Consider the following 24,791-nt stretch of genomic DNA (forward strand, 5'->3'; position numbering starts at 1 on the left):
GGGCCTAGTCAAAATAGGCGTGGATGCCGGTGGCCGGAATCGTGCCGCCAGACTCACCAAAGTTGGCAAAAAGCGTTGAGCCGGAATAGAACAAGTTTTGGGTATCGAAAAGCGGCACGACCTTGGGCTGCTTTTCCTCAACCTCCAGCGTTTCCAGATTGACCTTGTAGCGTTCGGTGGACTCCTGTGTTTGGCCAGTGGCCAGGTAGAGTGACATGCCATCCGAAATCGCGGAGATACCCTCTTCCTTGTAATCCTCGGTTTCAAAGATCTTGGTCATGTCTTCGTTCGAGACTTCCTTGATCATTTCCCCAGATGCGAGGTCGATCACGCGGATTCCCTCGTCTTTATCCAACAGAGTGAGCTTGTTGCGCACCACAGTGCCGGTAGGGCTCGTGACCTTGGCGGGGTCATCGGGGTTGGCGGTGGGGAAGGCGTCGCCAAGCATGCGCGCGCCATGAGCCTCATCATAAACAAAGGTGGGGCGTGCCGCGTTATCCGAGATGCCGACCACAAAGTCGTTGTTGTGGAGGAACGTGTAGCCCTTTGTCTCCTGTGGCAGTTCCCCGTCGATGAATCCAGGAGCATTGGCGTCGACCAGTACCTTTTCCTCACCGCTCAGCGCATCGATGAGCAGGAGCTGGTCGCCTTCCTCGCCCGTCCGCTGAACTAGATATACGTATGTCTCACCCAGTGGAAACTCCTCTAAGCGGTGCTGCTCACCGCTAGCTTTAGGCTGCTCAAGTATCTTGGTTGTGGCGTCAGCCAGGGAGAGCGCGAAGATGCGCGGGGCCGCGGACTTTGCAACATCGGACTGGGAAAACACCAGTTCTTCGCCAACCTGCGAAACAGCAAAATCGGACAGCTTTGTGCCTGTAAATTCTTGGGGCAAATCGAAAGGCTGCGTGACCAGTGGCGTGCCATTGTGGCCGTCGAAGATGTAGAGCATCGGCCCAGTGACGTCATTGCCGTTGGACGCATAAGGAACGGTGGCCACGGTGGCAAAGACGTTTTTGCCCTCAAACTTGATGGGCGCGCACATACCGTCCCACGAAGAAAGGTCGGCCTTGTCGAGACCGTAGTCGACCTCAATTTCGTGGTCCTCCAGCGTCTGGGAATCCGCAATGGCCTGGAAGGTATCTCCTTTGAAATCGGGGCACTTTTTTAAGGCACCAGAAGCCAACGGGGCGCCATGTGCGGTGGGCAGGCCGTACTTGTCGGTGCCCAGGCCCTTAGCCACCTCGGAAGACACAAGATCGCTCATCGCACGGGTGATGGGTTCCCTCGGCTTCTTTTGATGCAAACCCTGAATGATTCGGGAGTTGGCAGATTCACTTTCGCCGCAGGCAGAAAGCAGTAGGCTGCTGGCCACAACGACGGCGCTCAGGCGTACCAAGCGGCGATGAGAAGAAAGCATGAAGGACCTTTCGTATCGGTTTAAAGTGCGGCGACCTAAGCGGGTTATTTGCGGTGGTTGCCACCGCGGCGGTGGGCGGCGTCGCGCTGGGAGCGGCGGGCCCTTACGCGGGCCGATTCGGAGGAGAAGCGGCCCGGTGCCGCAGCTGTGGGTAAATCGCGCCACGCTAGCGTTTGCTGGCCTGGCATGTGACTGACAAGGTCTGCTAGCTCTGCGTGCGCTTGACTTGGAGCAGCGGACTCCGGCTGGGCGGCGGGCTCTGGCCGGGCTGCCACGGGTTCTGGTTGGGCGGCCACGGGTTCTGGCTGTGCAGTAACGGGCTCCGGCTGCGGAGCAGTGGGGCTTGCGATGTGACGCATGCCGTGCGGCAAGTCAGCGCTGAAGTCCGCGGCGTCGAGGCCGGTCTCCCATGCCATGAAGGTGGCCGGCTCTACGGTGGCGGGTGGAATTGCTGGGCGGGATGGCGGAATGCCTAGTACCGGGACGCTGGCCGCAAAGAACTCAGTGGCGTCGGGGGAGGGAACGTCGACAGCAAGGCGCCGATCCGCGCTAAAAGCGCGGGCCGCAACCGTGGTGCCCTGGCCAGCTGCGCGCTCCAGAATGGCGTTGAGGTGCGGCTGCTGGCCAGCTGCGGCCACACCGCCCAGGACCGTGCCAGGAGTCGCAGCCACGATGTCGCCCTCCACATCATGCAGCGTGACAAACAGCTGTTGCGTGCCCATCTGGTCCAGCTGGGCGTCATTAAGCTGGCCTGAAGCCGTATCAACGAGCAGTCCCAAGCCCCCGCAGAGAAGCACCGAACCGGCTGGCTGGTCATTGTTAGGAATCATCCATGGCGCCAGCCCCAAGCTCACAGCGACGTCCACGCAGCCTTCCGTAGGGAGGATCTCAACCGTGGCCCGAGTAGATAGCTGCAGCCCTGAGGCACGCACGCGGTCGAGGGCGGGGTAGTCGGCGGCCTCTTGTGCATCGAGGTATCCCAGGATGCCAAAGTGGCTGCGCACGCGCCAACCACCGGTAAAGGCGTCAGCCTCCAAAGTCACGTCGAGCGCGAGCGGCGCTTCACTTAGCGTGGGCAGGGAGAGCGCGGTGGACAGCACTACGTTGTCGAGCACCGCAACGTGTTCGACACCAAAGTAGCTTTTCGCCAGCGGATACAAGTTTCCGTTCAACGGCGCCTCCCATGTTGTCCTGCACTAAGGATTGTATGTATCTCTAGCCTACGCACCTCGCAGTCGAGCAGGCACAGGCTGGTGTTCTATAGTCAGAGATGATGTACTCGCTGTCCACCTTAGCCATGGCTTTTGGCCTCACGCTTTTCGCCGGCTTGTCGACGTCCATCGGTGCCGGCATCGCAGTCAGCAAACGCAACCCTGGTCCGGCCTTCATGGCGGCGGCACTTGGCCTTTCTGCAGGTGTGATGCTCTATGTATCGTTCATGGAGATCCTCCCCACCGGTCTTGACCAGCTCACCGAGGCCTATGGCAGCGAGAAGACCGGCACCTGGGCGTTGGTATTGGCCTTCTTCGCGGGCATTGCGGTTATTGCGATTATTGACCGTCTGGTGCCGGAGGAGATTAATCCGCACGAGCCCGCGACTACTGAGGAGGCGGCGCGCCGCAAGCGCTTGATAAAGACTGGCGTGTTCACCGCGTGTGCGTTGGCGTTCCATAACTTTCCGGAGGGCTTCGCCACATTCCTCGCGGGACTAGAGGATCCGCGAATTGCGATCCCGGTTGCGGTGGCTATCGCAATTCACAACATTCCCGAAGGCATCGCCGTCGCCGTGCCCCTGCGCGAGGCAACTAGTTCGCGCGCCAAGGCCTTTTGGTGGGCCACCATTTCTGGTCTGGCAGAGCCAGTGGGTGCGGTAGTTGGTTTCCTCCTGCTGCTGCCTCTGATGGGGCCGGCCACGATGGGCTTTAGCTTTGCTGCCATCGCCGGCATCATGGTCTTTATTTCCTTGGACGAGTTGCTGCCCACGGCAGAGGAAACAGGGGAGCACCACTACGCCATTTACGGGCTCATCGCCGGAATGGCGATCATGGCGCTTTCCCTGTTGATGTTCTTATAAGGCGCGCCGCCTGTGTTGGCGCTGCTTAGGCGTGGGCGTCCTTGCCCGCGGACTTCTTCACGGCCATGATCACCGTGACGATGACAGCGCCGAGCAGGAAGCCGAAGAGCATGGAGAAGACGGTGTCGGCGGTCCAGGCGAGTGCGCCGTTGGAGATGGACTCGGTCAGGTGGTGAATGAAGCCATAAGGCTGCTCAGCACCGAACTCGTGGATTCCCTTGATGACGATGTGGCCGCCCACCCAGAGCATCGCGGCGGTGCCAATGACAGAGATGATATTCAAAACAATCGGCATGCCCTTGACTAGGAGGTTGCCCAGAGCGGACTTCCCGTTGTGGCGCTCTAGGAGCTTAATACCCAAATCATCCATCTTGACCAGCAAGCCCACGGCGCCGTACACAGCCAAAGTGATGGCGATGGCCACGACCACAAGCGTGCCCAAACGCAGCCAGAAGGGCTCGTTGATGACCTCGTTGAGAGAGATCACCATGATCTCCGCGGACAGGATGAGGTCGGTGGTGATGGCGGCCTTCACCAGCTTGTTCTCGGCGTCGGGGTCCTTTTCCTTGGGTTCCGCGTCCTCTTTATGCTCCTCGTGCGGCATGAAGTGGTGGAAAATCTTCTCCGCGCCCTCGAAACACAGGTAAGCGCCGCCGCACATGAGGATTGGAGTCAATGCCCATGGCGCAATCCAGGAAAGCAACAAGGCGATGGGCAAAATGATGACAAGTTTGTTGATCAGGGAGCCCTTGGTGATGCGCCAAATCATTGGCAGCTCGCGGGCAGGGGTGACTCCCGCGACGTATTGGGGGGTTACTGCGGCGTCGTCCACGACCACGCCCGCCGCCTTCACGGAGGTCTTACCGGCAAGAGCTGCTACGTCATCAACGCTGGCAGCAGCGGAGCGGGCGATGAGTGCGACGTCGTCAAGCAGTGCAAAAAGTCCACCAGCCATAGGTGTTATGCATCCTTCATTTGGAGAGTAATTTATCTCTCCATACTCTACGCACCTATTCAGCCGGAGTCAGGCTGACAGATTCAGCCCAGGAAAGTTCGATGCCCAGCGTGCGCAACCAAGCCATTGCATCATCGCCGTAACGAGTGATGCCCTCGACTGCAGTGAGGGTGCGTTCCATGGCGCGCTCGGCCTCCTCCGCGGAGATGAGGCCTGCGGAGGTGGCGGCGGCCAGCTCGTCGATGTCGAGGACGTCGATGGGCTCGCCGGTGTTAGAAACCAAGTCGACGTACAGATCACGCGTGGTCCACACACCATCGGTGTTATCGATGTCAGCGACATCGAAGTAGAAGTCTTGGCGCGCGTCCACACCCTCGCGGAAGTGGAAGATGTTTGCCCGCAAACCCAGTTTCGGAAGCAGCCATGACTCGAGGTAGCCGAAGCGCGGGTGATTGGCGCCGCGGGCCATGTAGAGGCCGAAGTCGGTCTCACGGTAGGTGTCTACCTCGCGGAGGAATCCTTTGGGGTCAACGTTGACGTTGCTTACCGTATTAAAGGTTTCTTGCTTGACTGGATGCAGGTCTGCGCTCATTAAATCACCTCTAGGAAGGCTGCGGTGGGCGGGAAGCTACACGTAGATTCTTGAGTGTTGACGGAGCCGGACAAAAGGGCCACGACTGTGCCCTTGCCAGTAACCGCGCGGCCCGAAACCGTGGTGGGGCCATCTTGGTTGATCCCGTTATTGAACAGTGGAGTGATGCCGGACTGGAAAGTGTCCAGGTTGAACCACCGTACGTTCATGTTTCCCTGCTCCTTGGCGGCAGGCGAGGTTCCCATTGCGGTGAAGAGGAAGACTGCTTCGCCCTCGCCGGCGCCAGGCGCAGGCATCTGGGTGGGGCCGGGGACCGCGATGGCGGAACCCACAGAGTTGGCTTGGCCGCCGATGCACTGTGCGGAGACAGTAGGCCAGTAGAACTGGCGGAAGGCGGGGCCTTGGCCCTCAGGCATTGCTACGCCGGCATCGCCTCCCTCACCCATGGAAAAGGCGAGGCCGGAGAGGATGGCGCTGCGCAGCTCCTGGGGCATCCAGGGTTGTGCGGCGAATTCGCGGATGCGGTTCTGGGTGTCTTCTTTCGGGCGGCCGAGCTCATCCAAAGGGGAGAGTGCAGCGGCCTGGGCCTCCAGTGAGGATAGGTCCGGCGCGTCTGCTTGTGCGGGGGCGACAAGTGGTGCGGCTAGACCGATGAGCGCCGTGGTGGCGGCAGCAATAACTCCGGAGCCCGCGCGGAGGCGGGGTCCGTGGTTGTGCTGAGCGCGTTTGGTGGTGCTCGGAGTGCTCACTGTTATCAGAATCCTTGTGTTGGGTGCAGTAGGGATTGCGGGCTTCGGCCCGGCGAGGTGCTTGGAAACAACGCTCGTCACAGAAGTCACAATAGTATCTGCAGTAACAATATTCACTTTTTCCTTGCGGTCAAGACCTAAACCTGACTGCTACGTCATATTTCGTTCGCGTATATCGTTTCGTTACAAAACCCTGGAACTTGTGTTTCTACAGCTCTTCATGCGCTTCAATGCTGCAATTCAAAGGGTGTCAGAGTATATTTAGACCCCGTTCAAAAATCTTCGCGCTTTCGCGCTCCCATTTTGCTTTTAAGGAGCACCCCACCAGTGACTAACACCGAGTTCCGTAACGTCGCCATCGTCGCCCACGTTGACCACGGTAAGACCACCCTCGTCAACGGCATGCTGGAGCAGTCCGGCGCATTCGGCGACCACGGCGAGCACACGGACCGCGTCATGGACTCCAATGACCAGGAGCGCGAGCGCGGCATTACCATTCTGGCGAAGAACACCGCCATCCACCGCAAGGGCCTTGGCAAGGACGGCGGAGACCTCATCATCAACGTCATCGACACCCCAGGCCACGCCGACTTCGGCGGCGAGGTTGAGCGCGGTATCTCCATGGTCGACGGCGTTGTGCTGCTTGTCGACGCCTCCGAGGGTCCGCTCCCACAGACCCGCTTCGTCTTGACCAAGGCGCTGGAAGCCAAGCTGCCGGTCATCATCTGCGTGAACAAGACCGACCGCCCGGACGCTCGTATCGACGAGGTCGTCAGCGAGTCTCACGACCTCCTGCTCGAGATCGCTTCCGGCCTTGAGGACGAAGAGGCAGCAGCTGCTGCTGAGACTCTGCTGGACCTGCCGGTTCTTTACGCTTCCGGCCGTGAGGGCAAGGCTTCTACCGAGAACCCAGGCGACGGCAACGTTCCTGCGGCTGAGGACCTGCAGGCGCTCTTCGACGTTATCTACGACGTCCTTCCGGAGCCTTCCGCTTCCGTCGACGGCCCGCTGCAGGCACACGTTGCCAACCTTGACTCCTCCGACTTCTTGGGCCGTATTGCTTTGCTGCGTATCTACTCCGGCAAGATCAAGAAGGGCCAGCAGGTCGCTTGGATTTCTTGGGACGACGAGGGCAACCAAGTTACCAAGAACGTCAAGGTCGCTGAGCTGCTGCGTACCGTTGGTTTCGAGCGTCAGCCGGACATCGAGGCAATTGCAGGCGACATCATCGCTATCTCCGGTATCCCAGATATCATGATTGGCGACACCATCGCTGATGTTGACAACCCCGTCGCACTGCCGCAGATTCACGTCGACGAGCCAGCAATCTCCATGACCATCGGCGTTAACACCTCTCCAATGGCAGGCCAGGGCGGCGGAGACAAGCTCACCGCACGTATGGTCAAGGCTCGCTTGGACCAGGAGCTCATCGGTAACGTGTCTATCCGCGTTCTGCCGACCGAGCGACCTGACGCTTGGGAGGTGCAGGGACGCGGCGAGATGGCTCTGTCTGTTCTGATCGAGAACATGCGCCGCGAGGGCTTTGAGCTCACCGTGGGCAAGCCGCAGGTTGTTACCCAGGTTGTTGATGGAAAGACGATGGAGCCTTACGAGATGCTCACCATCGACTCCCCGTCTGAGCACCAGGGCGCAATCACCCAGCTGCTCGCTGCTCGCAAGGGCCAGATGCAGTCCATGGACGTCCGCGAGGGTGACTGGGTTCGTATGGTCTTCCGTATCCCAGCACGTGGCCTTATCGGCTTCCGCACCCAGTTCCTGACCGAGACCCGCGGTGCAGGTATCGCGAACTCTATCGGTGACGGCCTGGATGTTTGGGCTGGTGAGATCAAGTCCCGCGCTACCGGCTCCCTGGTTGCTGACCGCTCCGGACAGATCACCGCATACGCTCTGCAGCAGCTGGCCGACCGCGGCGACTTCTTCGTCGAGCCAGGTATGGAGGCTTACGAGGGCATGGTCGTGGGCGCTAACAACCGTGATGAGGATATGGACATCAACATCACCAAGGAAAAGAAGCTCACCAACATGCGTTCTGCTACTGCAGATGCAACTGTGACCTTGGCGAAGGCTCGTACCCTTTCTCTGGATGAGGCCCTCGAGTTCTGTGGCACCGACGAGTGCGTCGAGGTTGCCCCTAACGTCATGCGTGTGCGCAAGGTCGAGCTGTCGGCTACCGACCGTAAGCGTGCGGCTTCTCGTGCAAAGCAGCTCAACAAGTAAGAGCTAGCAAGGCGCGGTCCCTTGAAAGGGGGCCGCGTTTTGTGTTTTCCGGGTCGGCGGGCGCAGCTTGTGTGCACAGTGCGAAAAGGGTGTTCCCAAATTGTGCACTCGAACCATCTAAGGCCCTGAAATTGACCAAACAGGCCCGCAAAGATGGTTCGAGTGCAGCAGAGCAAGAACCAAACTGCTAGCTTCTGCCCCAAGACAGGGAGAACTTGGGGGAGAGAATCATGGAACCTGGCCTTAGCCGCTCACAATTGGCAACGCTCATTCGCAAAGGCGAAATCACCAGGGTCGCACGGGGAGTTTACGCTCGGGGCAAGCCCACACCACGAGAGGCCCTCGCGCTGTTGCAATCCAAACATCGCTGCTGGGCCACGGGAACTACCGCAGCGCAGCTGCTAAAAGGTGAGGAACTCAGCTTTCCGGTGCACATCGCCGGCCCTAACAAGATGCGCAGTGGCCTGCTGTTTCGGTTCACGCGCAGCCAAGTCGTCGACTACACCGAGGTCAACGGGCTGCGGGTGCATAACCCACTCGTGGCAGTCTCCTTTCTTGACCACACCTCAGCAGTGCAGATGTTGGAGGCCGTCTATAGCGGCGCTAAGGGAAGGCGCAGGCTGGAGGAGGAGAGGCGTCGTTTAGCACGGATAAGCAAGCGCACCCAAAGGGCACTCTCAGACGCCGTTCTCTTTACGGACTCCTCAGCCGAGATAAAGGTTGCGCGGGCGCTCAAGGCGGTAGGCCTGGACGTGGAGTGCAACGTATTTATCGGGGTCTACCTGTGGGACATCGTGCTAAAGAAGCAGCGCATCGCCATCGAGATTAACGGTCGCAAGTTCCATTCCGGCCTCGATACCTGGATTAAGGACCACTGGAAGAACAACGATGCCATCGTGCGCGGCTGGCGAACGCTGCGCTACACAGGCCATTGCGTGGCGCATCATTTGCCGGCGATTGTGGAACAGGTACGCACCTTCGAGTATCCGGACTTCAGCAGCGATAGGCACAAGCTGGTCCGCACCTGGCACCTAGCCATCCTGCGGATGTTGGAGCCGCACTTGTTTTGGCACTGAGCGTTCCCAACGTGCACTTCGACCATCATTGCGTACCCACAGCCCCGCAAACCAGCAGAAAGATGGTTCGAAAGCAGCACAAGCTCAATAGCACGCCAATCACTTACTGAGCATTAACGCCGACTAGAGTAGTGCTAGTTCAACCAAGAAAGGCAGGCCTTCCGTGCAGAAGCTGAGCGCAGCGACTTTGATCGCATCCATGTGCGTCTTGACCTCCTGCATGGCCAACCCGGGTCCTCCACCGGTGGAGGAAAAACCCGCAGCCGAGAGCACGGAGACGGAAACGCCGACTCCTGTTGAGGAGGAAGAGAGCACCGAGCGCGAGACCGTCGCCATCGGCGTGGACCCACTCAGCAGCGGCCTCAACCCGCACCTTGTGGCAAATAATAATGAGTTAGTCAGCCAAATCGCCGAGCTCGTGCTACCTTCTGCCTTCCACGGCGAGCACATGGACACCGACGTCCTCGCCAGCGCCGAAGAGGTCCAGCCACCCGAGGGAGTGGCACAGCGAGTGGTCTATAAAATCGCCTCGCCCGCCCAATGGTCGGATGGCACGCCCATCAGCGGGAGCGATTTCCACTACCTGTGGACGCAGATGACCTCCACCGCAGGCGTCAGCGATGCCGCAGCCTACTACGCCATCAAAGAGGTCAATACTTCCTCGGCCGGCCGCGTGGTGACGGTGGATTTCAGCGAGCGAGTAGCCGATTGGCACAGCCTGTTCGCTCACTTGCTGCCCTCCCATCTTTTGCAGGACGCCGAATTTACTCGAGCGCTCGCAGACGGAATCCCGGCATCCGCTGGGCGTTATTCCGTCGCAGGCGTCGACCGCGGCAGGGGAGTCATTACCCTCAACCGTAACGATCGCTTTTGGGGAGCTGACCCTGCGCTTGTCGACGTCGTTCAGCTGCGCACCGTCCGCAACACCGGCCAGGCCGTCAATATGCTGCGCTCCGGTCAGGTGGGATTTGTCGATTTCACCCCAGAACAAACCTCCCTGGAGAACCTCAGCCTGCTCAGCAACGTCAATGCCGGAACCGTAACCCGCGGCAGGCAGCTGCGCCTGCACCTGTCCGCGCGACAGTCTGCATTACCGGACGAGCGCCAGCGACGCGCCCTAGCCTCGCTCATCGAAACCGACCAAGTAGCCCGCCTGGCCGCCGGCCGCGCTTCGGAGCTGCGCCCTGGCCAAAACCCTGTCAGCGGGGATGTGGAGCTCGCACCGCTGCGCGAGCGCGCCGGACGCAAGCCTTTGCGCATCGCCGCGGACCCCACCAACTCGGAGGCTATGGCCGCTGCACGCACCATCGTGGACGTCCTCGAAGCTCAGGCGATTGGCGCAGAGGTCGTATCCGAGCGCACCCAAACCATCACCGGCACGCTGCTGCCTCGCGGTGAGGTCGACGCCTTGGTCTCCTGGGAGTCCCTCGCCGTCAAGCCCGCAACAATGGCTAGCCACTTCTTATGCGAAGAGGCTGGAATGGTATTCAGCGATTTTTCTGGATTCTGCCCCGAGAACTCCGAGGCAACCGTCAGCGAGATTCTCTCTGGTCGCATCTCCCCGGAGGAAGGTCTGGAGCGAGTCCGTAAGCTGAACGCTGAGCAGGTGCTTTATGTCCCGTTGATGGACGAGGTGCGTATTCACGCGTTGGGCAGGGGTATCGTAGGGCCCGGTCAAAGCATCGAGGATTGGGATGCAGGGCTAGTTACAGCACCGACGTGGAGGAAAGATGAACAATAAGGATTTACAGGGCTACCGCGTGGTGGCTGTGCACGCGCATCCAGATGACGAGGTGCTGTTTACCGGCGGAACGCTGGCGGATATGGCTGCCCGCGGCGCCGATGTCACGGTGATTACCGCGACCCTCGGTGAGGAGGGCGAGGTTATCGGCGCTCCTTACCAAGGCCTATGCGAGTCCGATCAACTCGGTGGCTTCCGCGCTCGCGAGCTTTCCGACGCCCTGCGCATCCTCGGTGTGCAGGGAATCCAGCTCGGCGGCTTTGGCTACTTCCGCGATTCCGGCATGGAGGGCTCGCCGGCCCACGACAATCCCCGCGCGTTGGTCAACCGCGTGGATGAAGCAGTGGTGCTTCTCAAGGAACACTTCGCTCAGATTCAGCCACACATCGTTTTGACTTACGGCCCGGACGGCGGTTACGGTCACCCGGACCACATCGCCGTGCACAAGGCAGTTCACGCTGCGGCGGATCCGCGCCAGCGCATTTGGTGGGCCATCTTTGAGCGCAGCGCCCACTACGCCGCGCTCGAGCAGGTGGTCGCGCCGCAGGGCTGGGCCAAGCCAGACCAGGCGTACCTCGACAACTTCACCAACGAGTCACATGCGGTAGAGCATGCGCTTTCCGACGCCGCCCTCGCCGCCAAGCGCGCCGCCATGGTTGCCCATGCCACGCAGATTTGGGTGGCTGACGCAACAGTTACGGAGACGAATCCCGAGGCAGCCGTTGCGGGGATCGTTGACCCTGAGGTGGCTGTTGGTGCTTATGGTTTGTCGAATCTGCTGGTGATGCCGTTGCTGCGCGCCGAGCACTACCAGTTGGGTCAAGGCGAGCCAGCCATCAGCTTGCTGGAGGGGCTGTGATTTTAAACCAGTTCACGCGGGGCGAGCAGGTTACCGGCTTGGTGTGGTTGGCAGTCGGTGCATTGACCTCTTTGGTCTTGGAGGTTGTCTACCTCACGGCGCGCCTTCCACTGCCCGACGGCGCAAGTGTGGCGTTTCCCATCACTATTGTTGTGGCCTGGTGGTTCAATGGAGTGCTCACGCGCACAGCGCGGCTGTGGAGTGATAATGCCTACATTGGTCTCGTGCCTTTGGCTGCTTGGTTACTTGGCTACTTAGCATTCGCGCTGGGTGCGGCGGTAACTGGGGATATGTGGCTGGCAAATAATATTCTTTCGCTTCTGCTGCTGATAGCTGGAATCGGTGGCGGAATTTTCCCATTTTTCAAACAGAAGTGACATACTGTTAAACATCCCAAAACCCGTGAAAACAGGAGTTTTAGCACCTCATGACTTACACAATCGCGCAGCCGTGCGTCGATGTGATGGACCGCGCTTGCGTTGAAGAGTGCCCAGTCGATTGCATCTACGAAGGCAAGCGCTCCCTGTACATCCATCCTGACGAGTGCGTGGACTGCGGCGCTTGTGAACCTGCTTGCCCGGTCGAGGCCATTTTCTACGAGGATGATGTTCCGGACGAGTGGATCGATTACAACGACGCAAACGCTGCGTTCTTCGATGACCTGGGCTCTCCAGGCGGAGCAGCCGCGCTCGGACCGCAGGACTTCGACGCCCCGATGATTGCTGCGCTTCCGCCGCAAAATCAGGATTAATTTTAAATTCCCGGCCCATTCATGCGCTGGCGTGAACAAGGCCGGGGTTAATTGTTTGCTAGCCGCATATTCATCGCCATAACGCTCAAGGAGTTTTAGACTCATGGCTCGCCAACCGCTCGGAAACACACTGCCTGACTTCCCGTGGAATTCTCTTGCAGACGCGAAGAAGAAGGCACAGTCGCATCCGGACGGAATCGTTGATCTGTCTGTGGGCAACCCTGTGGACCCGGTTGCTCCGGGCGTCCAGCTGGCGCTGGCTTCAAATGCGGAGGCTCCTGGATACCCGACCACTGCAGGTACGGCCGCTCTGCAGGACGCGATTCGCGGCAATGTGCATCGCCGCACCAATGTGGAGCCAGAGGCTATCGGTGTGCTTCCTGTCATTGGTCTGAAGGAAGCCATCGCTTGGCTGCCGACGTTGCTCGGCATGCGCGGTGAGCGGGTGATTATTCCGTCTGTTGCTTACCCGACCTACGAGGTTGGCGCACTCATCGCCGGGGCGACTCCTGAGCGGAATGACGACCCAGCCGCGTTCGGCGATGCTGCGATGGCATTTGTGAATTCTCCCTCCAACCCCACGGGCAACGTCTTGAGCGTGGAGGAGCTGCGCGACGTGGTGGCTTGGGCACGTGAGAACGACGCTATTGTGGCCTCCGACGAGTGCTACTTGGCGCTGGCCTGGGACGATGACAAGAAGCCGGTCTCCATTTTGGATCCACGCGTAAACGACGGTGACACCACGGGTTTGATTGCTATGCACTCGTTGTCGAAGTCCCACAACTTGGCGTCTTACCGCACCGGTTTCTTCGCTGGCGATCCGAAGCTCATCGCGGAGCTGCTGGAGCTGCGCAAGCACGCCGGTCTCATCGTGCCGGGGCCGATTCAGGCGGCGATGGTTGAAGCTCTCAACGACGACGACTCCGAGAGCTTGCAGGTTCGTCGCTATGCTGCCCGCCGTGCGAAGCTGCTGCGTGCCCTAACGGAGGCAGGCTTCCGCATTGAGCATTCTGAGGCCAGCATGTACCTGTGGGCTACCCGCGATGAAGACTGCCGCACGACGGTGGACTGGCTGGCTGAACGCGGTATTTTGGTCGCCCCTGGTGACTTCTACGGCCCAACGGGGCAGAAGTTCGTGCGCATCGGCTTGAACGGCACCGACGAGCGTATCGACGCCGCTGTTGCCCGCCTCGCGCAGTAAATAGGTCGAGGGCCTGCCCATGGCTTTTCGACCGCCAGCGCGGGAGGGGATAAGCCCGCGGAAGGCGGTGCTGCATGGCACCGTTCCTGCCGCGCCGCAGTATTGGGCGGCCGAGGCTGGGGATTCTCCTTTTCCGGCGGGTGCACTCTTAGAGCCCGGAACGCGGCTGGAGTGCCCTATTCCTGCGTGGTACCACCCAGAGGTCCCGCCGGAGCCGCCCATTCCTTTCGACTATCAGGTGCTCTATGCCGATGAGCATCTTCTTGTCGTTGACAAACCGCATTTCCTGCCCACGACGTCGAATGGACGAATCGTGCGCGAGACTCTGCAGACTCGCCTGCGCGTGGATATGGACAATGATGAGATTGTTCCGTTGCATCGCCTCGATAGGCTCACGGCTGGAGTTGTGGTGTGTTCGGTGAACCCACGCACGCGTGGGCTGTATCAGCACATGTTCCAGGACAGGCAGATGCACAAGACTTATCGCGCTCGGGTGACGCAGCCACTCCAGTTTGAGGGCATGGTGACGCTGAGGATGGCTAAGCCGCACGGAAGCAGACAGGTTGTCGTGGATCCGGCGGGTACGCCGACGCAGACTTTTGTGCGTGCGAGCGGCAAGGACGTGGAGCTCCAACCGCTGACCGGGCACACGCATCAGCTGCGGGTCTTGTTGAACCACTTGGGTAGTCCCATCTGCGGGGATGACACTTATCCAGTGGATAAAGGGCTGGATCTCTATGACTTCTCGGAGCCTTTGCAGTTGGTACACGAGCGCTTAGAATTTATCGATCCGATATGTGGCGCGCGGCGTCAGTTTTTCGCTGCGCAAGGGTGAAGGACTAGACTCTAATAGGTTTTAATTTTAGACGACGCTAAGGGGCGAGCTATGGCGGATTTGACCTTTGCGCGGTTTGCCTCCAATTTTGGCCAGTTCATTAAGTTCGGCATGGTCGGTGGATCAGGTGTGTTGGTGAACCAAGCGGTGTTCATTGCCACCAAAAAGATCTTTGATTCTGCTTTTGGATTGCACTACTACGATCCTTTCTGGGCGATCCCGTTCACGGATTTCAACATCCGTTGGTACAACGTCTTCGCATTCATTGCCTTTTTGGTTGCAAATATTTGGAATTACCAGCTCAACCGCAAATGGACGTTTGGCTCGGTGGAGAAGGTGTCCTGGTTGCGGGGCTTTTTCCCATTCCTCATCACGGGCGTTGGTGCGATGATCGTTTCGCAGATTGTTATGGTCGCTTTGATCAACACGAACTCGCCGGTCCAGCTACCAAGCGATATCTTCGATGACTCCTCTGGATTAAGAAACAAGAGCTACTGGGCGAATGCGATTTCCATCGTGGTCGCTATGCCGATCAATTTTGTCATCAATAAGCTGTGGACATTCCGCTCGAAGCCAAAGTCGCCTGTCGTCGTTGCCCAAGAGGATCCGCTCTAAAAGTACTTTGGCGGCAGTAAGGTGAAGGTATGAATAAGCTCTTTTCTCTTCTTTCCTGCGCTGCCCTCGCTGGTGCGTTGACTGCCTGTTCGTCTGGTTCCTCCGACAATTCGCAGGATTCTGAGCCTAGTTTCGCTGCCGCTGTGTCTGCGACGGTGACGAGCTCGGCGACGTCGGAAGAGAGCACCCGTTGCACCGAGCCTGAAGGTTGTGGACGAACAGTACTTTATGGTTAATGAGATAACTTGGGTCGTGCTCATCCGCGACGGTTATTGCTTCGTTAAGCAGAGCGGCAGTTATGCAACTTGCCAAATGACAATGGTTGATACGCCACAAGTGGAAACCCCTGTGGGAATGGATTCGGCCGATACCGTCGCTAAGAGTGAATCAGGACAACTGGAATTTGTTAAGTCGATGACCGCAGGCCTACCGGGCGGCGGCCTGGCGGACTCGGCGCCTAAGACAATGGAACCGGGCACTCGCACCACCATTCAAGGCATCACACTGACTAATGACTTTGATGGAACGTTCGCCATGGAAAGCGGAGGCAGCGTCGCGACTTTTACTCCTGACGGACATGTGTCCATCAACTAGGAGGTCCTAAAAAGGCAGTAGCACCGGCGAGGGGCCGGTGCGATCTGTTGCGGATGGCTAGTCCTCGAGCTGCTTATTGAGGCGCTTTTCGACGTCGGGAAGCGGCAGCGTCGAGGTCGGGGAAATCCCGCGCATCTTCGCATTGATGACGCTGGCGACTGCGAGAATTGCAAACATCGCTGCGGCCGAGAGCAGCTGAACACGGGCACTGGCGTCGGTCAGCATGAGCACCGCAATGGCCGCGAAGATGGCCAGGGAGAACCACGTGAGGTACGGGAAAGCCCACATACGAATGGGCAGCGGGTGGATAGCTTCCAGGCGGCGGCGCAGGCGCAGCTGGCTCACCGCGATGAATACCCACACGATGAGCAGGGAAGCGCCAGCAGAATTGAGCATGAAGCGGAGCAACCAGCCCGTGTCGGCGTAGTTGAGCACGACCATGACCACAGAGAGGAGCACCGACAGGGCGATGGCGTTGGTGGGGACGCCGCGCTCGTTGGTCTTGGTAAAGATCTGCGGTGCCTCGTGGCGAGAGGCCAGCGAGTGCATCATGCGCGAGGAGGCGTAGATCTGCGCGTTGAATGCGGAGAGCAGTGCCAACACGATGATGACTTCCATGAAGCCGGCGGCCACCGGAATACCAGCGCGGTCGAGCACCTGAGTAAACGGCGATTGTGCTGCGGTGTCAGCGCCGCCGAGAGTGGAATACGGTAACAGGAAGGTGATGACCAGAACGGAGCCCAGGTAGAAAACCGAGATACGTAAGATGGTGGAGCGCACCGCGTTGACGAGGGACTTCTCAGGGTCCTCAGACTCGGCGGCCGCGATGGCTACTACCTCGATGCCGCCGAATGCGAAGGCAACGGCGAGCAGACCTGCAGCGACGCCGCCGAGGCCATTCGGCATGAAGCCGTCTTCGAGGAAGATCTTGGTACCGATGAACTCGTGCCCTGGTAAAAAGCCAAAAATGAGCAGGAAGCCCACGATCAGGAAGGCGACGATGACAATGACCTTGATGGCAGCGAACCAGTATTCAAACTCGCCGAAGAGGCGTACGCGCAGGAGATTGACGATGCCAAAGAATGCTACGCACACTGCGGCCGGAATCCACGGCGATACATTGAACCACGAACCTATGAAGCCGGCCGCGCCGGTGATTTCAGCGCCTAGGACTGCAACGGTAGCGAGCCAGTAAATCCAGCCTTGGGTAAATCCGGCCCAGCGTCCGATGCCGTGTTCGGCATACTCGGAGAAGGAACCGGAGGCGGGGATAACGGTGCCCATCTCGCCGAGCATCTGCATCACGAGGATGGCGAGGAAGCCAGCGATGAGGTAGGCGAGGAGCACAGCGGGGCCTGCGGCGGAAATACCAACGCCGGTTCCAAGGAAAAGGCCCGCGCCTATGGTTGAGCCGAGGCCCATCATGGTGAGGTGGCGGACCTTGAGGCCGCTGCCAAGAGAGCCTGATGAGGAAGATGTCGATGCAGTCACCTTCCCAGTTTAGAACGCGCCTGCGAGGGGGCTATGAACCGGGGGCTCGGCAGAAGCTTAGTTCTTGTGCAGGTCCTCGTTGAGGGCTACTGCATCGGCCTTCCACTCGGTGGCTTCGACGGCACCGGAGACGGAGTTGCGGCGCAGCAGGACGCCAGAAGCTCCGGAGAGCTGTGAGCCCTTGACGGTGTCGCCTTCCTTGACTCCAAGAGCCTCGGCGATCTTGCCGAACACGGCGATCTTCGTGCCAGCGGTGACGTAGAGGCCGGCCTCGACTACGGCGTCGTCGCCAAGCGAGATGCCAATACCCGAGTTGGCGCCCAGCAGGCAGCGCTCGCCGATGGAGATGACTTCTTTGCCGCCACCAGAAAGCGTGCCCATGATGGAAGCGCCGCCGCCAACATCAGAGCCGTCACCGACCACAACACCCGCGGAGATGCGGCCCTCAACCATGGAGGCGCCCAGGGTTCCGGCGTTGAAGTTCACGAAGCCCTCGTGCATGACCGTGGTGCCCTCAGCGAGGTGAGCACCGAGGCGGACTCGGTCGGCGTCGCCAATGCGGACGCCGGTCGGCACGACGTAGTCCACCATGCGCGGGAACTTGTCCACCGAGTAGACAGTAACGGGGCCGCGGGAGGACAGGCGGCCGCGGACCATCTGGAAGTCGGCAACCGCGCAAGGACCGTAGTTGGTCCACACAACGTTAGCCAGCAGGCCGAAGATGCCGTCCATGTTCAGGCCGTGCGGCTTGACCGCGCGGTGGGAGAGGAGGTGGAGGCGCAGGTATGCGTCGTAGGTGTCCACCGGGGCCTCATCCAGATCCTTGATGGCGGTCTCAACTGCAACGCGAGCCACGCCGCGCTCCTCGTCCGGGCCCACCAGCGCAGCGAATTGCTGTGGGGTCTGCTCCAAGCGGGTGGTGCCGGTCTTCGTGACGTTAGCGTCCTCGCCGATGTGAACGGCAGGGAACCATACGTCAAGGACGGTTCCATCGTGGGTCAGGGTGGCAAGGCCGCGGGCGGATGCAGAAGTCATATCTAGAAGTGAACCTTTTGATTGCCGGGAATCGCCCGAGAAACCCCAGGCGACATCTTTTACCGCTACAGCTTACACAGCTAGCTAGTTTCCGTAGCTACTTGGCGCGGTTTTGTGAACTGCGACGCAACGACGAGGAAGGCCGTTAGTACGAGCACGGCAATGACCTGGTTGCGGGCAGAGGGATCGAGGAGCATGAGCACGACCAGCACCGCCATGGCCAACAAAGTGGCCCATGGCAGTACCGGGTAGGCGATGACGCGGATGGTGGTCAGCTCGTTGTTGGCAGCCATGATGGGGTGCAGCTTCAGGTAGGAAGCAACCACGAAGGTCCAGATCACCAGCAGGCAGCCGCCGACCGCATTGAAGAGGAAGGCCAGAAGTCCTGGTGGGTTCCAGAACTGCAGGAGTACCGATGCGAAGGCGCAAACCATCGAGAGGATGACGGCAAAGACCGGGGAGCCGGAAGGGTTCTTGGTGAGGAAGACCTTAGGTGCGGAGCCATCCTTGGCCATGTCATGAACAAGGCGGGAGGTGGCGTAGATCTGCGCGTTGAACGCGGACAGCAGTGACAGGGCGATGATGACTTCCATGAAGCCTGCAGCGAATGGGATCTTGGCTGCTTCCAGAACCAGGGTGAACGGGGAATCCGCGGCAGCGTCGGCATCCTGAATGTCGGCGAATGGCAGGATCATCGTGATGACTACGATGGCGCCGATATAGAAGACCATGATGCGGAAGATGACCGCGCGGACTGCGGTTGCCACGTTGTGTGCTGGATCCTCAGACTCAGCGGCGGCAATGGTCACCACTTCAATACCGCCGAAGGCGAAGGCCACAGCAAGCAGTCCAGCCGCAAAGCCAGGTAGGCCATTAGGCAGGAAGTTCTCAGTGAAGTTTGTGCCGGCTAAATCGCCGTTGAATCCAGGCAGCACGCCCACGAACATGAGGACACCAACGACGAGGAAGGCGATGATAACCGCGACCTTGATGATGGCAAACCAGAACTCGAACTCACCGAATCCGCGGACTGCGGCGAAGTTCACCACGGCGAAGAAGGACACAGCGATGAGCGCTGGGATCCAGGGGGCGATGTCAAACCACGAGGAGATAATGGCTGCAGCGCCGGTAATCTCTGCGCCCATAACCATGACTAGCATGAACCAAAAAATCCAGCCCAAGGTGAAACGGGCCCAGTTGCCGAAAGCCTGTCCGGCATAGGTGGAGAAGGAGCCCAGGGAAGGGCGGGCTGCGGCCATCTCGCCGAGCATCCACATGATGACGGCTACGAGGGCGCCGGCTATCGCATAGGAGACGAGAACCGAGGTACCGGAAATCTGAATACCGAGACCAACGCCGAGGAACAGACCAGCGCCGACGGCCGATCCGAGACCCATCATGGTGAGGTGGCGAGTCTTTAGTTGCTGTGTGGCATCTGCCATATTCATCCGCCTTTTGTGACGCGCTTTAAGTTGACCAAGGGGATATTACACAATGCAGCAGACATCCGTGGACGCTACGATGGCGCTTTGTGACTTTAGATCTGTTTGCGTCCCCGATCGAATTGACCAAAGCGCTCGTTGATATTCCGAGCCCATCGCATCACGAGGAGGCGATTGCCGATGCTGTCGAAGCCGCCCTGCGCGGCCTCGACAGCGAAAAAGTCGAGGTAGTACGCTATGGCAATACCGTATGCGCGCGCACCAACTGGGGCAAAGATTCCCGTGTGGTCTTGGCTGGCCACATCGACACCGTGCCTTTGGCTGACAACGTTCCCCACCACATGGAAGGGGACATCATGTGGGGGTGCGGCACCGTCGACATGAAATCCGGCATGGCTGTGTATTTGCATGCTTTCGCCGCGCTTTACGACGCCCCAGAGCTCGCCCACGATCTCACCGTCATCGCCTATGAGGGCGAGGAGGTGGCCACCGAGTTCAATGGCCTGGGACACCTACAAAAGGATCATCCGGAGTGGTTGCACGGTGATCTGGCGCTGCTCGGCGAACCCTCCGGCGCCATGATCGAGGCAGGCTGCCAGGGCACCATCCGCCTGCGGGTCACGGCCCACGGCACCCGCGCCCACTCTGCCCGCGCCTGGCTGGGCTCTAATGCTGCCCACACGTTGGCTCCGGTGATGATGAACGTGGCCAACTATGTTCCGCGTGAGGTCACCATCGACGGCTGTACCTATAAGGAAGGCCTGAACATCGTGCACCTGGAGTCGGGTGTGGCCACGAACACGATTCCCGACGAGGCCTGGATGTTCGTCAACTTCCGCTTCGCGCCGGACCGCAGCCTGCCGGAGGCAATGGCGCACATGCGCGAGGTCATCGGCGAGCACGAGAACGTCAGCATCGAGGTTGACGACGAAGCTGGCGCGGCACTTCCCGGGCTGGGACAGCCTGCGGCACGCGCGCTTGTCGACGCCGTCGGCGGCCAGTTCCGCGCCAAGTTTGGCTGGACCGACGTGGCCCGCTTCTCCGAGATGGGCACGCCGGCCGTGAACTTTGGCCCGGGCGATCCCGGGTTTGCTCACAAGAAGGACGAGCAGGTCCCCATCGAGCAGATCACTACCGTATCCACTGCACTCCTGCAGTACCTGACCACCGCTTAGGCGCTACAGTCGTACAAGCCACCCTCCCGCAGTTACCCCAAGCGTCCCAAAGCACCCCGAAAACAAGGAAGTATCCCATGTCGCCTGAAAGAAACCGCACCCTCCGTGGCCCACTGCTTTTGCGTACCGATGGCCAGCAAGAGTCCACCTTCGATCAGCGCCTTTTGGAGTCCGGCGCTGACCACGAGTGGCAGCACGCCGATCCGTGGCGAGTGCTGCGCATCCAGGGTGAGTTCGTGGCCGGATTCGACGCTCTGTCCAAGCTGCCCAAAGCAGTTACCGTGTTTGGCTCAGCGCGCATGGGGGAGGGCACACCAGAGTACGACCTGGGCGTGCGCGTTGGCGAGGCGTTGGCCAAGTCGGAATATGCCGTCATCACTGGCGGTGGCCCCGGCGTCATGGAGGCCGCCAACCGCGGCGCATATGAAGCAGATGGGCTCTCCGTGGGCCTAGGCATCGAGCTCCCGCACGAGCAGGGGCTCAATGAGTACGTGGACCTGGGACTGAACTTCCGTTACTTCTTTGCTCGCAAGACGATGTTCCTCAAGTACTCTCAGGCGTTTATCTGCCTGCCTGGTGGCATGGGCACCATGGACGAGTTTTTCGAGGTGCTGTGCATGGTTCAGACCGGCAAGGTGACCAACTACCCAATTGTGCTCATGGGTACCGAGTACTGGTCGGGTCTCGTTGAATGGCTCAAGTCCACCTTGGCGGCGGGTGGTTTCATCAACCCGGAGGACCTCGATCTCTTCCTCGTCACCGATGACGTCGATGAGGCGGTTGCCCATATCGTGGAGTGCCACAAGGTGATGAGCGACAAGCGAGTCCGCAATGAGCGCTAGCCTCGCCCGAGTCATGGCGATTGTCAATCGCACCCCTGACTCTTTTTATGACAAAGGCGCCACCTTCGCGGAGGAACTTGCCATTGAGCGTTGCTCGGAGGTCATCAAACAGGGCGCCAGCATTGTCGACATTGGCGGCGTGAAGGCTGGGCCTGGCGAAGCCGTCGATGCACAGGAAGAAATCGATCGCGTGGTTCCCACCATCGCTGCGGCGCACGAACGCCACCCGGACGTGATCATCTCCGTCGATACGTGGCGTGCCAGCGTGGCCGAGGCAGCCATCGCCGCCGGCGCCACGCTCGTCAACGACACCTGGGCTGGATGGGATCCCGAGCTCATTGAGGTAGCCGGCCAGCGCAAGGTGGGCTACGTCTGTTCCCATACCGGCGGCGTGACTCCGCGCACGCGTCCGTATCGCGTGCACTTTGACGACGTCGTCGCAGACGTCATCGCCGAAACTACGGCGCTGGCGGAAAAGGCAGCCACGCTTGGCTGCCCGGAAGAGCTGGTCTATATCGATCCCACACACGACTTTGGCAAGAATACCTTCCACGGTTTGGAGCTGCTGCGTCGCATTGACGAGGTGGTGGCCACCGGTTGGCCGGTGCTCATGGCCCTATCAAACAAGGACTTCGTAGGGGAGACCTTGGATCGCGGCGTCGGCGAGCGCGTCTTTGGCACTCTGGCGGCCACGGCTTGGTCTGCCGCGCATGGCGTGGCAGCATTTCGCGTCCACGAGGTTGCGGAAACCCTCGACGTCATCCGCATGACCGCCGCCATCCAGGGGCACATGGCGCCGCTGAACACAACACGTGGGCTTGCATGAACGTCAGCGTTATCATCCCCGCGTTGAATGAGGAAGCCACCGTCGCCGATGTCGTACGCGCCTGCCGTGCGGATAACCCGGCAGAGGTCCTCGTCATCGATGCCGACTCCGTCGATCTCACTGCGCAACGCGCGCGTGACGCCGGGGCGACGGTGCACAACTGGCGGGACATCCTTCCCGACATTTCTCCTCGCCCAGGAAAAGGCGAATCCCTATGGCGCGGGGTAGCTGCCGCGCGAGGAGACATCGTGGTTTTTGTCGATGCAGACTTAGAATCTGCCCGGCCGGGAATGGTCAAGGAGCTTGTTGCTCCGTTTACTGAACCGCGAATACAAATGGTGAAGGCTACCTACCGCCGCACTATCGACGGCGCTCCCAGCGGCGGTGGCCGCGTCACGGAGCTCACAGCAAAGCCGTTGTTGCATATGTTTTTCCCTGAGCTCAGCGTCATCTCCCAACCGCTGGGCGGGGAGTATGCGCTGCGACGCGACGTCGCATGTGCCCTGCCGTTTGTCTCCGGGTACGGGGTCGAAGCAGGACTGCTAATCGACGTCGCCAAGCGCTACGGCGTGGAATCAATCGCCGAGGTGGACTTAGGAGAGCGCGTGCATCGCAACCGACACCTCCACGAGCTTGCCCCCATGGCTGATGTCGTGGCGCAGACAATCCTCTCGCGTGCCGCAGTCGTAGGTCCTATTGATCAACGCCTCGCCCTTAACAGTAAGCTCTAGCCTATGCTGTCGTGGATTTTGTTAATTGCAGTTTTGCTCGCGCTCGTGATCCTAGGAACCTGGGTGTGGGGTTCTATTTTTGGGCGTGGCGAGGTGTTTTCCGACCTTGACGAACGCCGTGACCTTGTTGAAGACAACCGGAAGGCGTTGCGCGAGGATCGCTTTGATGACATCCGCTTTGACGTTGTCTCTTATGGCTACCGTCAGACCCAAGTCGACGCTCTCCTTAACGAACTGGAAAAACGTCTGACCTCCACAGGCACCAATTCTGAAGCTTCCACCGGTGAAACGGCTGCAGCAACAGAGGAATCCGCCGAATCTGGAAAGCAAGGCCTATCTGCGCCGCTTAAAAACACTAGTCCGCAACGTGACTAGGAAAACGGCGTAGAGTGGTTGGGGTAACCCAAATAATTTGAATCCCAAAGGAGCGGAACAACTATGGCAGCTATGAAGCCACGCACGACAGGTGGGCCAATGGAAGCAGTTGAGGAGTCCCGCAAGATTGTTATGCGAATCCCCTCCGATGGTGGTGGTCGAATCGTCGTTGAACTCACCAAAGAGGAAGCAGCTGAACTCGGTTCACTCCTAACTGAAGTTTCCAGCTAGTCTGAAAGCATGCTTTCACACATCATCGATGTTCTGGCCGACCCCAACGATGGCTCTGCTCTCACCGGTGCGGATGATTTCACCCGCCTGGTATCGGGATCGGGCCATTCCTTTGATGTAGCCAAGCAAGGTTACGTCACGCTCTCGGCAGGCGCAGGGCTTAAACATAAGGGCGACTCCATCGAGATGGTCAATGCCCGCGAGACCTTCCTCTCCCTCGGGCACTTTGCGCCGTTCGTGGAAGCAGTCACTGGCGCGGTCCAGGATGCACTGGATGCAGCCGAACTGCCAGAAACCGTTGCCCCGACTCTGCTTGAAGTAGGTGCTGGCACAGGCTATTACCTAGCGCACACCCTCGACTCCATCGCGGACGCACGCGGCATCGGCCTCGATATTTCACCACATGCTGCCAAGCATTTGGCAAAGTGCCACCCACGCGTCGGCGCAGTTGTAGCGGATGTGTGGGAACGCCTTCCGTTGCAGGACGATTCGGTGGATGCGATTTCCGTAGTCTTTGCCCCTCGCAACCCAGCCGAGTTTCAACGTATTTTGCGCCCGGGCGGCGAAGTTATCGTCTTGACCCCTGGTGTGGGCCACTTGGATGAATTGCGCGAACCTCTAGGAATCTTGGGCGTAGAGGAAGGCAAGATTGAGCGCATGTACGAGCAAGCCGCAGGCCATCTCGAACAAGCAGCCGACCCTGTGGACCTATCCTTCCCGATGAAACTCGACCGCGCTTCCATCGCAGCGCAGGTGGGAATGAGCCCTTCGGCCCGCCACCTGGGCGCTGAAGTTCTTGCAGAACGGATGGAGCTGCTTCCTGAATCTATGACGGTTACTGCGCGTGCGCGTCTCGACCGATTGCGCGCAGTATAACCCAATTAAAAGGCGTGAATCCCCGGACCCTAGGTTAAGGGCTAGGGAGGGACATGCAGAAGGGCTGGAG

Annotated in this window: 26 protein-coding genes; 18 read left to right on the forward strand and 8 right to left on the reverse strand. The window is 59.7% G+C overall.

Annotated elements, in window-relative coordinates; genetic code table 11:
• Positions 1–4: 4 nt before the first annotated feature.
• Together HMPREF0308_RS11650 and HMPREF0308_RS11655 are read right to left on the reverse strand one after the other, a co-directional pair.
• Positions 5–1,417 carry a hypothetical protein gene (locus HMPREF0308_RS11650; RefSeq protein WP_005531861.1) on the reverse strand — a complete coding sequence of 471 codons (1,413 nt, stop codon included), beginning with the start codon at positions 1,415–1,417 and terminating at the stop codon, positions 5–7.
• A gap of 44 nt (positions 1,418–1,461) precedes the next feature.
• Positions 1,462–2,589 (reverse strand): hypothetical protein, encoded by a 1,128-nt coding sequence (locus HMPREF0308_RS11655; RefSeq protein WP_005531863.1) that lies wholly within the window; start codon positions 2,587–2,589, stop codon positions 1,462–1,464.
• Between the two features lie 101 nt (positions 2,590–2,690).
• On the opposite strand from HMPREF0308_RS11655, the gene zupT reads away from it, so the two are divergent.
• Positions 2,691–3,491, forward strand: coding sequence for a zinc transporter ZupT (gene zupT, locus HMPREF0308_RS11660; protein ID WP_034657613.1), 801 nt, complete (start codon positions 2,691–2,693; stop codon positions 3,489–3,491).
• Positions 3,492–3,516: 25 nt separating this feature from the next.
• On the opposite strand, the gene HMPREF0308_RS11665 is transcribed toward zupT, so the two are convergent.
• The 3 genes from HMPREF0308_RS11665 to HMPREF0308_RS11675 are packed head-to-tail and all read right to left on the reverse strand — an operon-like array spanning position 3,517 to position 5,715.
• Entirely contained in the window at positions 3,517–4,446 is a 930-nt protein-coding gene (locus HMPREF0308_RS11665) for a DUF808 domain-containing protein (RefSeq protein WP_005531865.1), read from the reverse strand.
• Between the two features lie 55 nt (positions 4,447–4,501).
• Positions 4,502–5,038: a ribonuclease FAU-1 family protein gene (locus tag HMPREF0308_RS11670; RefSeq protein WP_005531866.1), complete on the reverse strand. Its 537-nt coding sequence runs from the start codon at positions 5,036–5,038 to the stop codon at positions 4,502–4,504.
• Positions 5,038–5,715 carry an Rv1157c family protein gene (locus HMPREF0308_RS11675; protein ID WP_049062672.1) on the reverse strand — a complete coding sequence of 226 codons (678 nt, stop codon included), beginning with the start codon at positions 5,713–5,715 and terminating at the stop codon, positions 5,038–5,040. The genes HMPREF0308_RS11670 and HMPREF0308_RS11675 overlap by 1 nt, the downstream gene beginning before the upstream one ends.
• 399 nt (positions 5,716–6,114) lie before the next feature.
• Here HMPREF0308_RS11675 and typA point away from each other — a divergent pair, with 399 nt between their 5' ends.
• From typA to HMPREF0308_RS11725, 10 genes are all read left to right on the forward strand, one after another.
• The gene (gene typA, locus HMPREF0308_RS11680) at positions 6,115–8,025 is read left to right on the forward strand and encodes a translational GTPase TypA (RefSeq protein WP_005531868.1); all 1,911 of its coding nucleotides are present in this window, start codon (positions 6,115–6,117) and stop codon (positions 8,023–8,025) included.
• A 230-nt stretch (positions 8,026–8,255) separates the two neighbouring features.
• Positions 8,256–9,101 (forward strand): type IV toxin-antitoxin system AbiEi family antitoxin domain-containing protein, encoded by an 846-nt coding sequence (locus HMPREF0308_RS11685; protein WP_005531869.1) that lies wholly within the window; start codon positions 8,256–8,258, stop codon positions 9,099–9,101.
• Positions 9,102–9,264: 163 nt separating this feature from the next.
• Entirely contained in the window at positions 9,265–10,842 is a 1,578-nt protein-coding gene (locus tag HMPREF0308_RS11690; protein ID WP_034657580.1) for an ABC transporter family substrate-binding protein, read from the forward strand.
• Positions 10,832–11,701: a PIG-L family deacetylase gene (locus HMPREF0308_RS11695; RefSeq protein ID WP_005531872.1), complete on the forward strand. Its 870-nt coding sequence runs from the start codon at positions 10,832–10,834 to the stop codon at positions 11,699–11,701. Before HMPREF0308_RS11690 ends, HMPREF0308_RS11695 begins: the two co-directional genes overlap by 11 nt.
• The gene (locus tag HMPREF0308_RS11700; RefSeq protein WP_005531874.1) at positions 11,698–12,078 is read left to right on the forward strand and encodes a hypothetical protein; all 381 of its coding nucleotides are present in this window, start codon (positions 11,698–11,700) and stop codon (positions 12,076–12,078) included. Before HMPREF0308_RS11695 ends, HMPREF0308_RS11700 begins: the two co-directional genes overlap by 4 nt.
• A 50-nt stretch (positions 12,079–12,128) precedes the next feature.
• Positions 12,129–12,452 (forward strand): ferredoxin, encoded by a 324-nt coding sequence (fdxA, locus tag HMPREF0308_RS11705; RefSeq protein WP_005531876.1) that lies wholly within the window; start codon positions 12,129–12,131, stop codon positions 12,450–12,452.
• A 103-nt stretch (positions 12,453–12,555) separates the two neighbouring features.
• A complete protein-coding gene (dapC, locus tag HMPREF0308_RS11710; RefSeq protein ID WP_005531878.1) occupies positions 12,556–13,653 on the forward strand; it encodes a succinyldiaminopimelate transaminase in 1,098 nt (365 codons plus the stop codon).
• Positions 13,654–13,672: 19 nt separating this feature from the next.
• Positions 13,673–14,488, forward strand: a complete 816-nt coding sequence (locus HMPREF0308_RS11715) for a pseudouridine synthase (RefSeq protein WP_005531880.1) — start codon at positions 13,673–13,675, stop codon at positions 14,486–14,488.
• A gap of 51 nt (positions 14,489–14,539) precedes the next feature.
• Complete coding sequence (locus HMPREF0308_RS11720) at positions 14,540–15,103, forward strand: GtrA family protein (RefSeq protein ID WP_005531882.1); 564 nt, start codon at positions 14,540–14,542, stop codon at positions 15,101–15,103.
• A 210-nt stretch (positions 15,104–15,313) separates the two neighbouring features.
• Complete coding sequence (locus HMPREF0308_RS11725; protein ID WP_005531884.1) at positions 15,314–15,697, forward strand: hypothetical protein; 384 nt, start codon at positions 15,314–15,316, stop codon at positions 15,695–15,697.
• 57 nt (positions 15,698–15,754) lie between these two features.
• On the opposite strand, the gene HMPREF0308_RS11730 is transcribed toward HMPREF0308_RS11725, so the two are convergent.
• From HMPREF0308_RS11730 to HMPREF0308_RS11740, 3 genes are all read right to left on the reverse strand, one after another.
• Positions 15,755–17,122, reverse strand: coding sequence for an amino acid permease (locus tag HMPREF0308_RS11730; RefSeq protein WP_100618608.1), 1,368 nt, complete (start codon positions 17,120–17,122; stop codon positions 15,755–15,757).
• Between the two features lie 123 nt (positions 17,123–17,245).
• Positions 17,246–18,223: a 2,3,4,5-tetrahydropyridine-2,6-dicarboxylate N-succinyltransferase gene (gene dapD / locus HMPREF0308_RS11735; protein ID WP_005531889.1), complete on the reverse strand. Its 978-nt coding sequence runs from the start codon at positions 18,221–18,223 to the stop codon at positions 17,246–17,248.
• Positions 18,224–18,303: 80 nt separating this feature from the next.
• A complete protein-coding gene (locus HMPREF0308_RS11740; RefSeq protein WP_034657582.1) occupies positions 18,304–19,665 on the reverse strand; it encodes an amino acid permease in 1,362 nt (453 codons plus the stop codon).
• A gap of 89 nt (positions 19,666–19,754) precedes the next feature.
• Between HMPREF0308_RS11740 and dapE the strand changes: the two genes are divergently transcribed.
• The 7 genes from dapE (at position 19,755) to HMPREF0308_RS11770 (ending at position 24,721) form a co-directional block, all read left to right on the forward strand.
• Complete coding sequence (gene dapE / locus HMPREF0308_RS11745; RefSeq protein ID WP_034657583.1) at positions 19,755–20,840, forward strand: succinyl-diaminopimelate desuccinylase; 1,086 nt, start codon at positions 19,755–19,757, stop codon at positions 20,838–20,840.
• A 77-nt stretch (positions 20,841–20,917) separates the two neighbouring features.
• Positions 20,918–21,682, forward strand: a complete 765-nt coding sequence (locus tag HMPREF0308_RS11750) for an LOG family protein (protein ID WP_005531895.1) — start codon at positions 20,918–20,920, stop codon at positions 21,680–21,682.
• Positions 21,672–22,508: a dihydropteroate synthase gene (gene folP / locus HMPREF0308_RS11755; protein ID WP_005531896.1), complete on the forward strand. Its 837-nt coding sequence runs from the start codon at positions 21,672–21,674 to the stop codon at positions 22,506–22,508. The genes HMPREF0308_RS11750 and folP overlap by 11 nt, the downstream gene beginning before the upstream one ends.
• The gene (locus tag HMPREF0308_RS11760; RefSeq protein WP_005531898.1) at positions 22,505–23,239 is read left to right on the forward strand and encodes a glucosyl-3-phosphoglycerate synthase; all 735 of its coding nucleotides are present in this window, start codon (positions 22,505–22,507) and stop codon (positions 23,237–23,239) included. The genes folP and HMPREF0308_RS11760 overlap by 4 nt, the downstream gene beginning before the upstream one ends.
• A 3-nt stretch (positions 23,240–23,242) precedes the next feature.
• Positions 23,243–23,614, forward strand: a complete 372-nt coding sequence (locus HMPREF0308_RS11765) for a hypothetical protein (RefSeq protein ID WP_005531900.1) — start codon at positions 23,243–23,245, stop codon at positions 23,612–23,614.
• A 63-nt stretch (positions 23,615–23,677) separates the two neighbouring features.
• Positions 23,678–23,845 (forward strand): DUF3117 domain-containing protein, encoded by a 168-nt coding sequence (locus HMPREF0308_RS13425; RefSeq protein WP_005531903.1) that lies wholly within the window; start codon positions 23,678–23,680, stop codon positions 23,843–23,845.
• Positions 23,846–23,854: 9 nt separating this feature from the next.
• Complete coding sequence (locus tag HMPREF0308_RS11770; protein WP_005531905.1) at positions 23,855–24,721, forward strand: methyltransferase domain-containing protein; 867 nt, start codon at positions 23,855–23,857, stop codon at positions 24,719–24,721.
• The last annotated feature ends 70 nt before the right edge of the window (positions 24,722–24,791 follow it).

It is taken from the genome of Corynebacterium striatum ATCC 6940, assembly GCF_000159135.1.
GTDB classification, from domain to species: domain Bacteria; phylum Actinomycetota; class Actinomycetes; order Mycobacteriales; family Mycobacteriaceae; genus Corynebacterium; species Corynebacterium striatum.

Bases quoted from the DNA above. Each gene is read 5' to 3' on its own strand.
- HMPREF0308_RS11650 (WP_005531861.1), bottom strand. From the start codon at position 1,417: ATGCTTTCTTCTCATCGCCGCTTGGTACGCCTGAGCGCCGTCGTTGTG.
- zupT (WP_034657613.1), top strand. From the start codon at position 2,691: ATGTACTCGCTGTCCACCTTAGCCATGGCTTTTGGCCTCACGCTTTTC.
- HMPREF0308_RS11665 (WP_005531865.1), bottom strand. From the start codon at position 4,446: ATGGCTGGTGGACTTTTTGCACTGCTTGACGACGTCGCACTCATCGCC.
- HMPREF0308_RS11670 (WP_005531866.1), bottom strand. From the start codon at position 5,038: ATGAGCGCAGACCTGCATCCAGTCAAGCAAGAAACCTTTAATACGGTA.
- HMPREF0308_RS11685 (WP_005531869.1), top strand. From the start codon at position 8,256: ATGGAACCTGGCCTTAGCCGCTCACAATTGGCAACGCTCATTCGCAAA.
- HMPREF0308_RS11695 (WP_005531872.1), top strand. From the start codon at position 10,832: ATGAACAATAAGGATTTACAGGGCTACCGCGTGGTGGCTGTGCACGCG.
- fdxA (WP_005531876.1), top strand. From the start codon at position 12,129: ATGACTTACACAATCGCGCAGCCGTGCGTCGATGTGATGGACCGCGCT.
- dapC (WP_005531878.1), top strand. From the start codon at position 12,556: ATGGCTCGCCAACCGCTCGGAAACACACTGCCTGACTTCCCGTGGAAT.
- HMPREF0308_RS11715 (WP_005531880.1), top strand. From the start codon at position 13,673: ATGGCTTTTCGACCGCCAGCGCGGGAGGGGATAAGCCCGCGGAAGGCG.
- HMPREF0308_RS11720 (WP_005531882.1), top strand. From the start codon at position 14,540: ATGGCGGATTTGACCTTTGCGCGGTTTGCCTCCAATTTTGGCCAGTTC.
- HMPREF0308_RS11730 (WP_100618608.1), bottom strand. From the start codon at position 17,122: ATGATGGGCCTCGGCTCAACCATAGGCGCGGGCCTTTTCCTTGGAACC.
- dapD (WP_005531889.1), bottom strand. From the start codon at position 18,223: ATGACTTCTGCATCCGCCCGCGGCCTTGCCACCCTGACCCACGATGGA.
- HMPREF0308_RS11740 (WP_034657582.1), bottom strand. From the start codon at position 19,665: ATGGCAGATGCCACACAGCAACTAAAGACTCGCCACCTCACCATGATG.
- HMPREF0308_RS11750 (WP_005531895.1), top strand. From the start codon at position 20,918: ATGTCGCCTGAAAGAAACCGCACCCTCCGTGGCCCACTGCTTTTGCGT.
- folP (WP_005531896.1), top strand. From the start codon at position 21,672: ATGAGCGCTAGCCTCGCCCGAGTCATGGCGATTGTCAATCGCACCCCT.
- HMPREF0308_RS11760 (WP_005531898.1), top strand. From the start codon at position 22,505: ATGAACGTCAGCGTTATCATCCCCGCGTTGAATGAGGAAGCCACCGTC.
- HMPREF0308_RS11765 (WP_005531900.1), top strand. From the start codon at position 23,243: ATGCTGTCGTGGATTTTGTTAATTGCAGTTTTGCTCGCGCTCGTGATC.
- HMPREF0308_RS13425 (WP_005531903.1), top strand. From the start codon at position 23,678: ATGGCAGCTATGAAGCCACGCACGACAGGTGGGCCAATGGAAGCAGTT.
- HMPREF0308_RS11770 (WP_005531905.1), top strand. From the start codon at position 23,855: ATGCTTTCACACATCATCGATGTTCTGGCCGACCCCAACGATGGCTCT.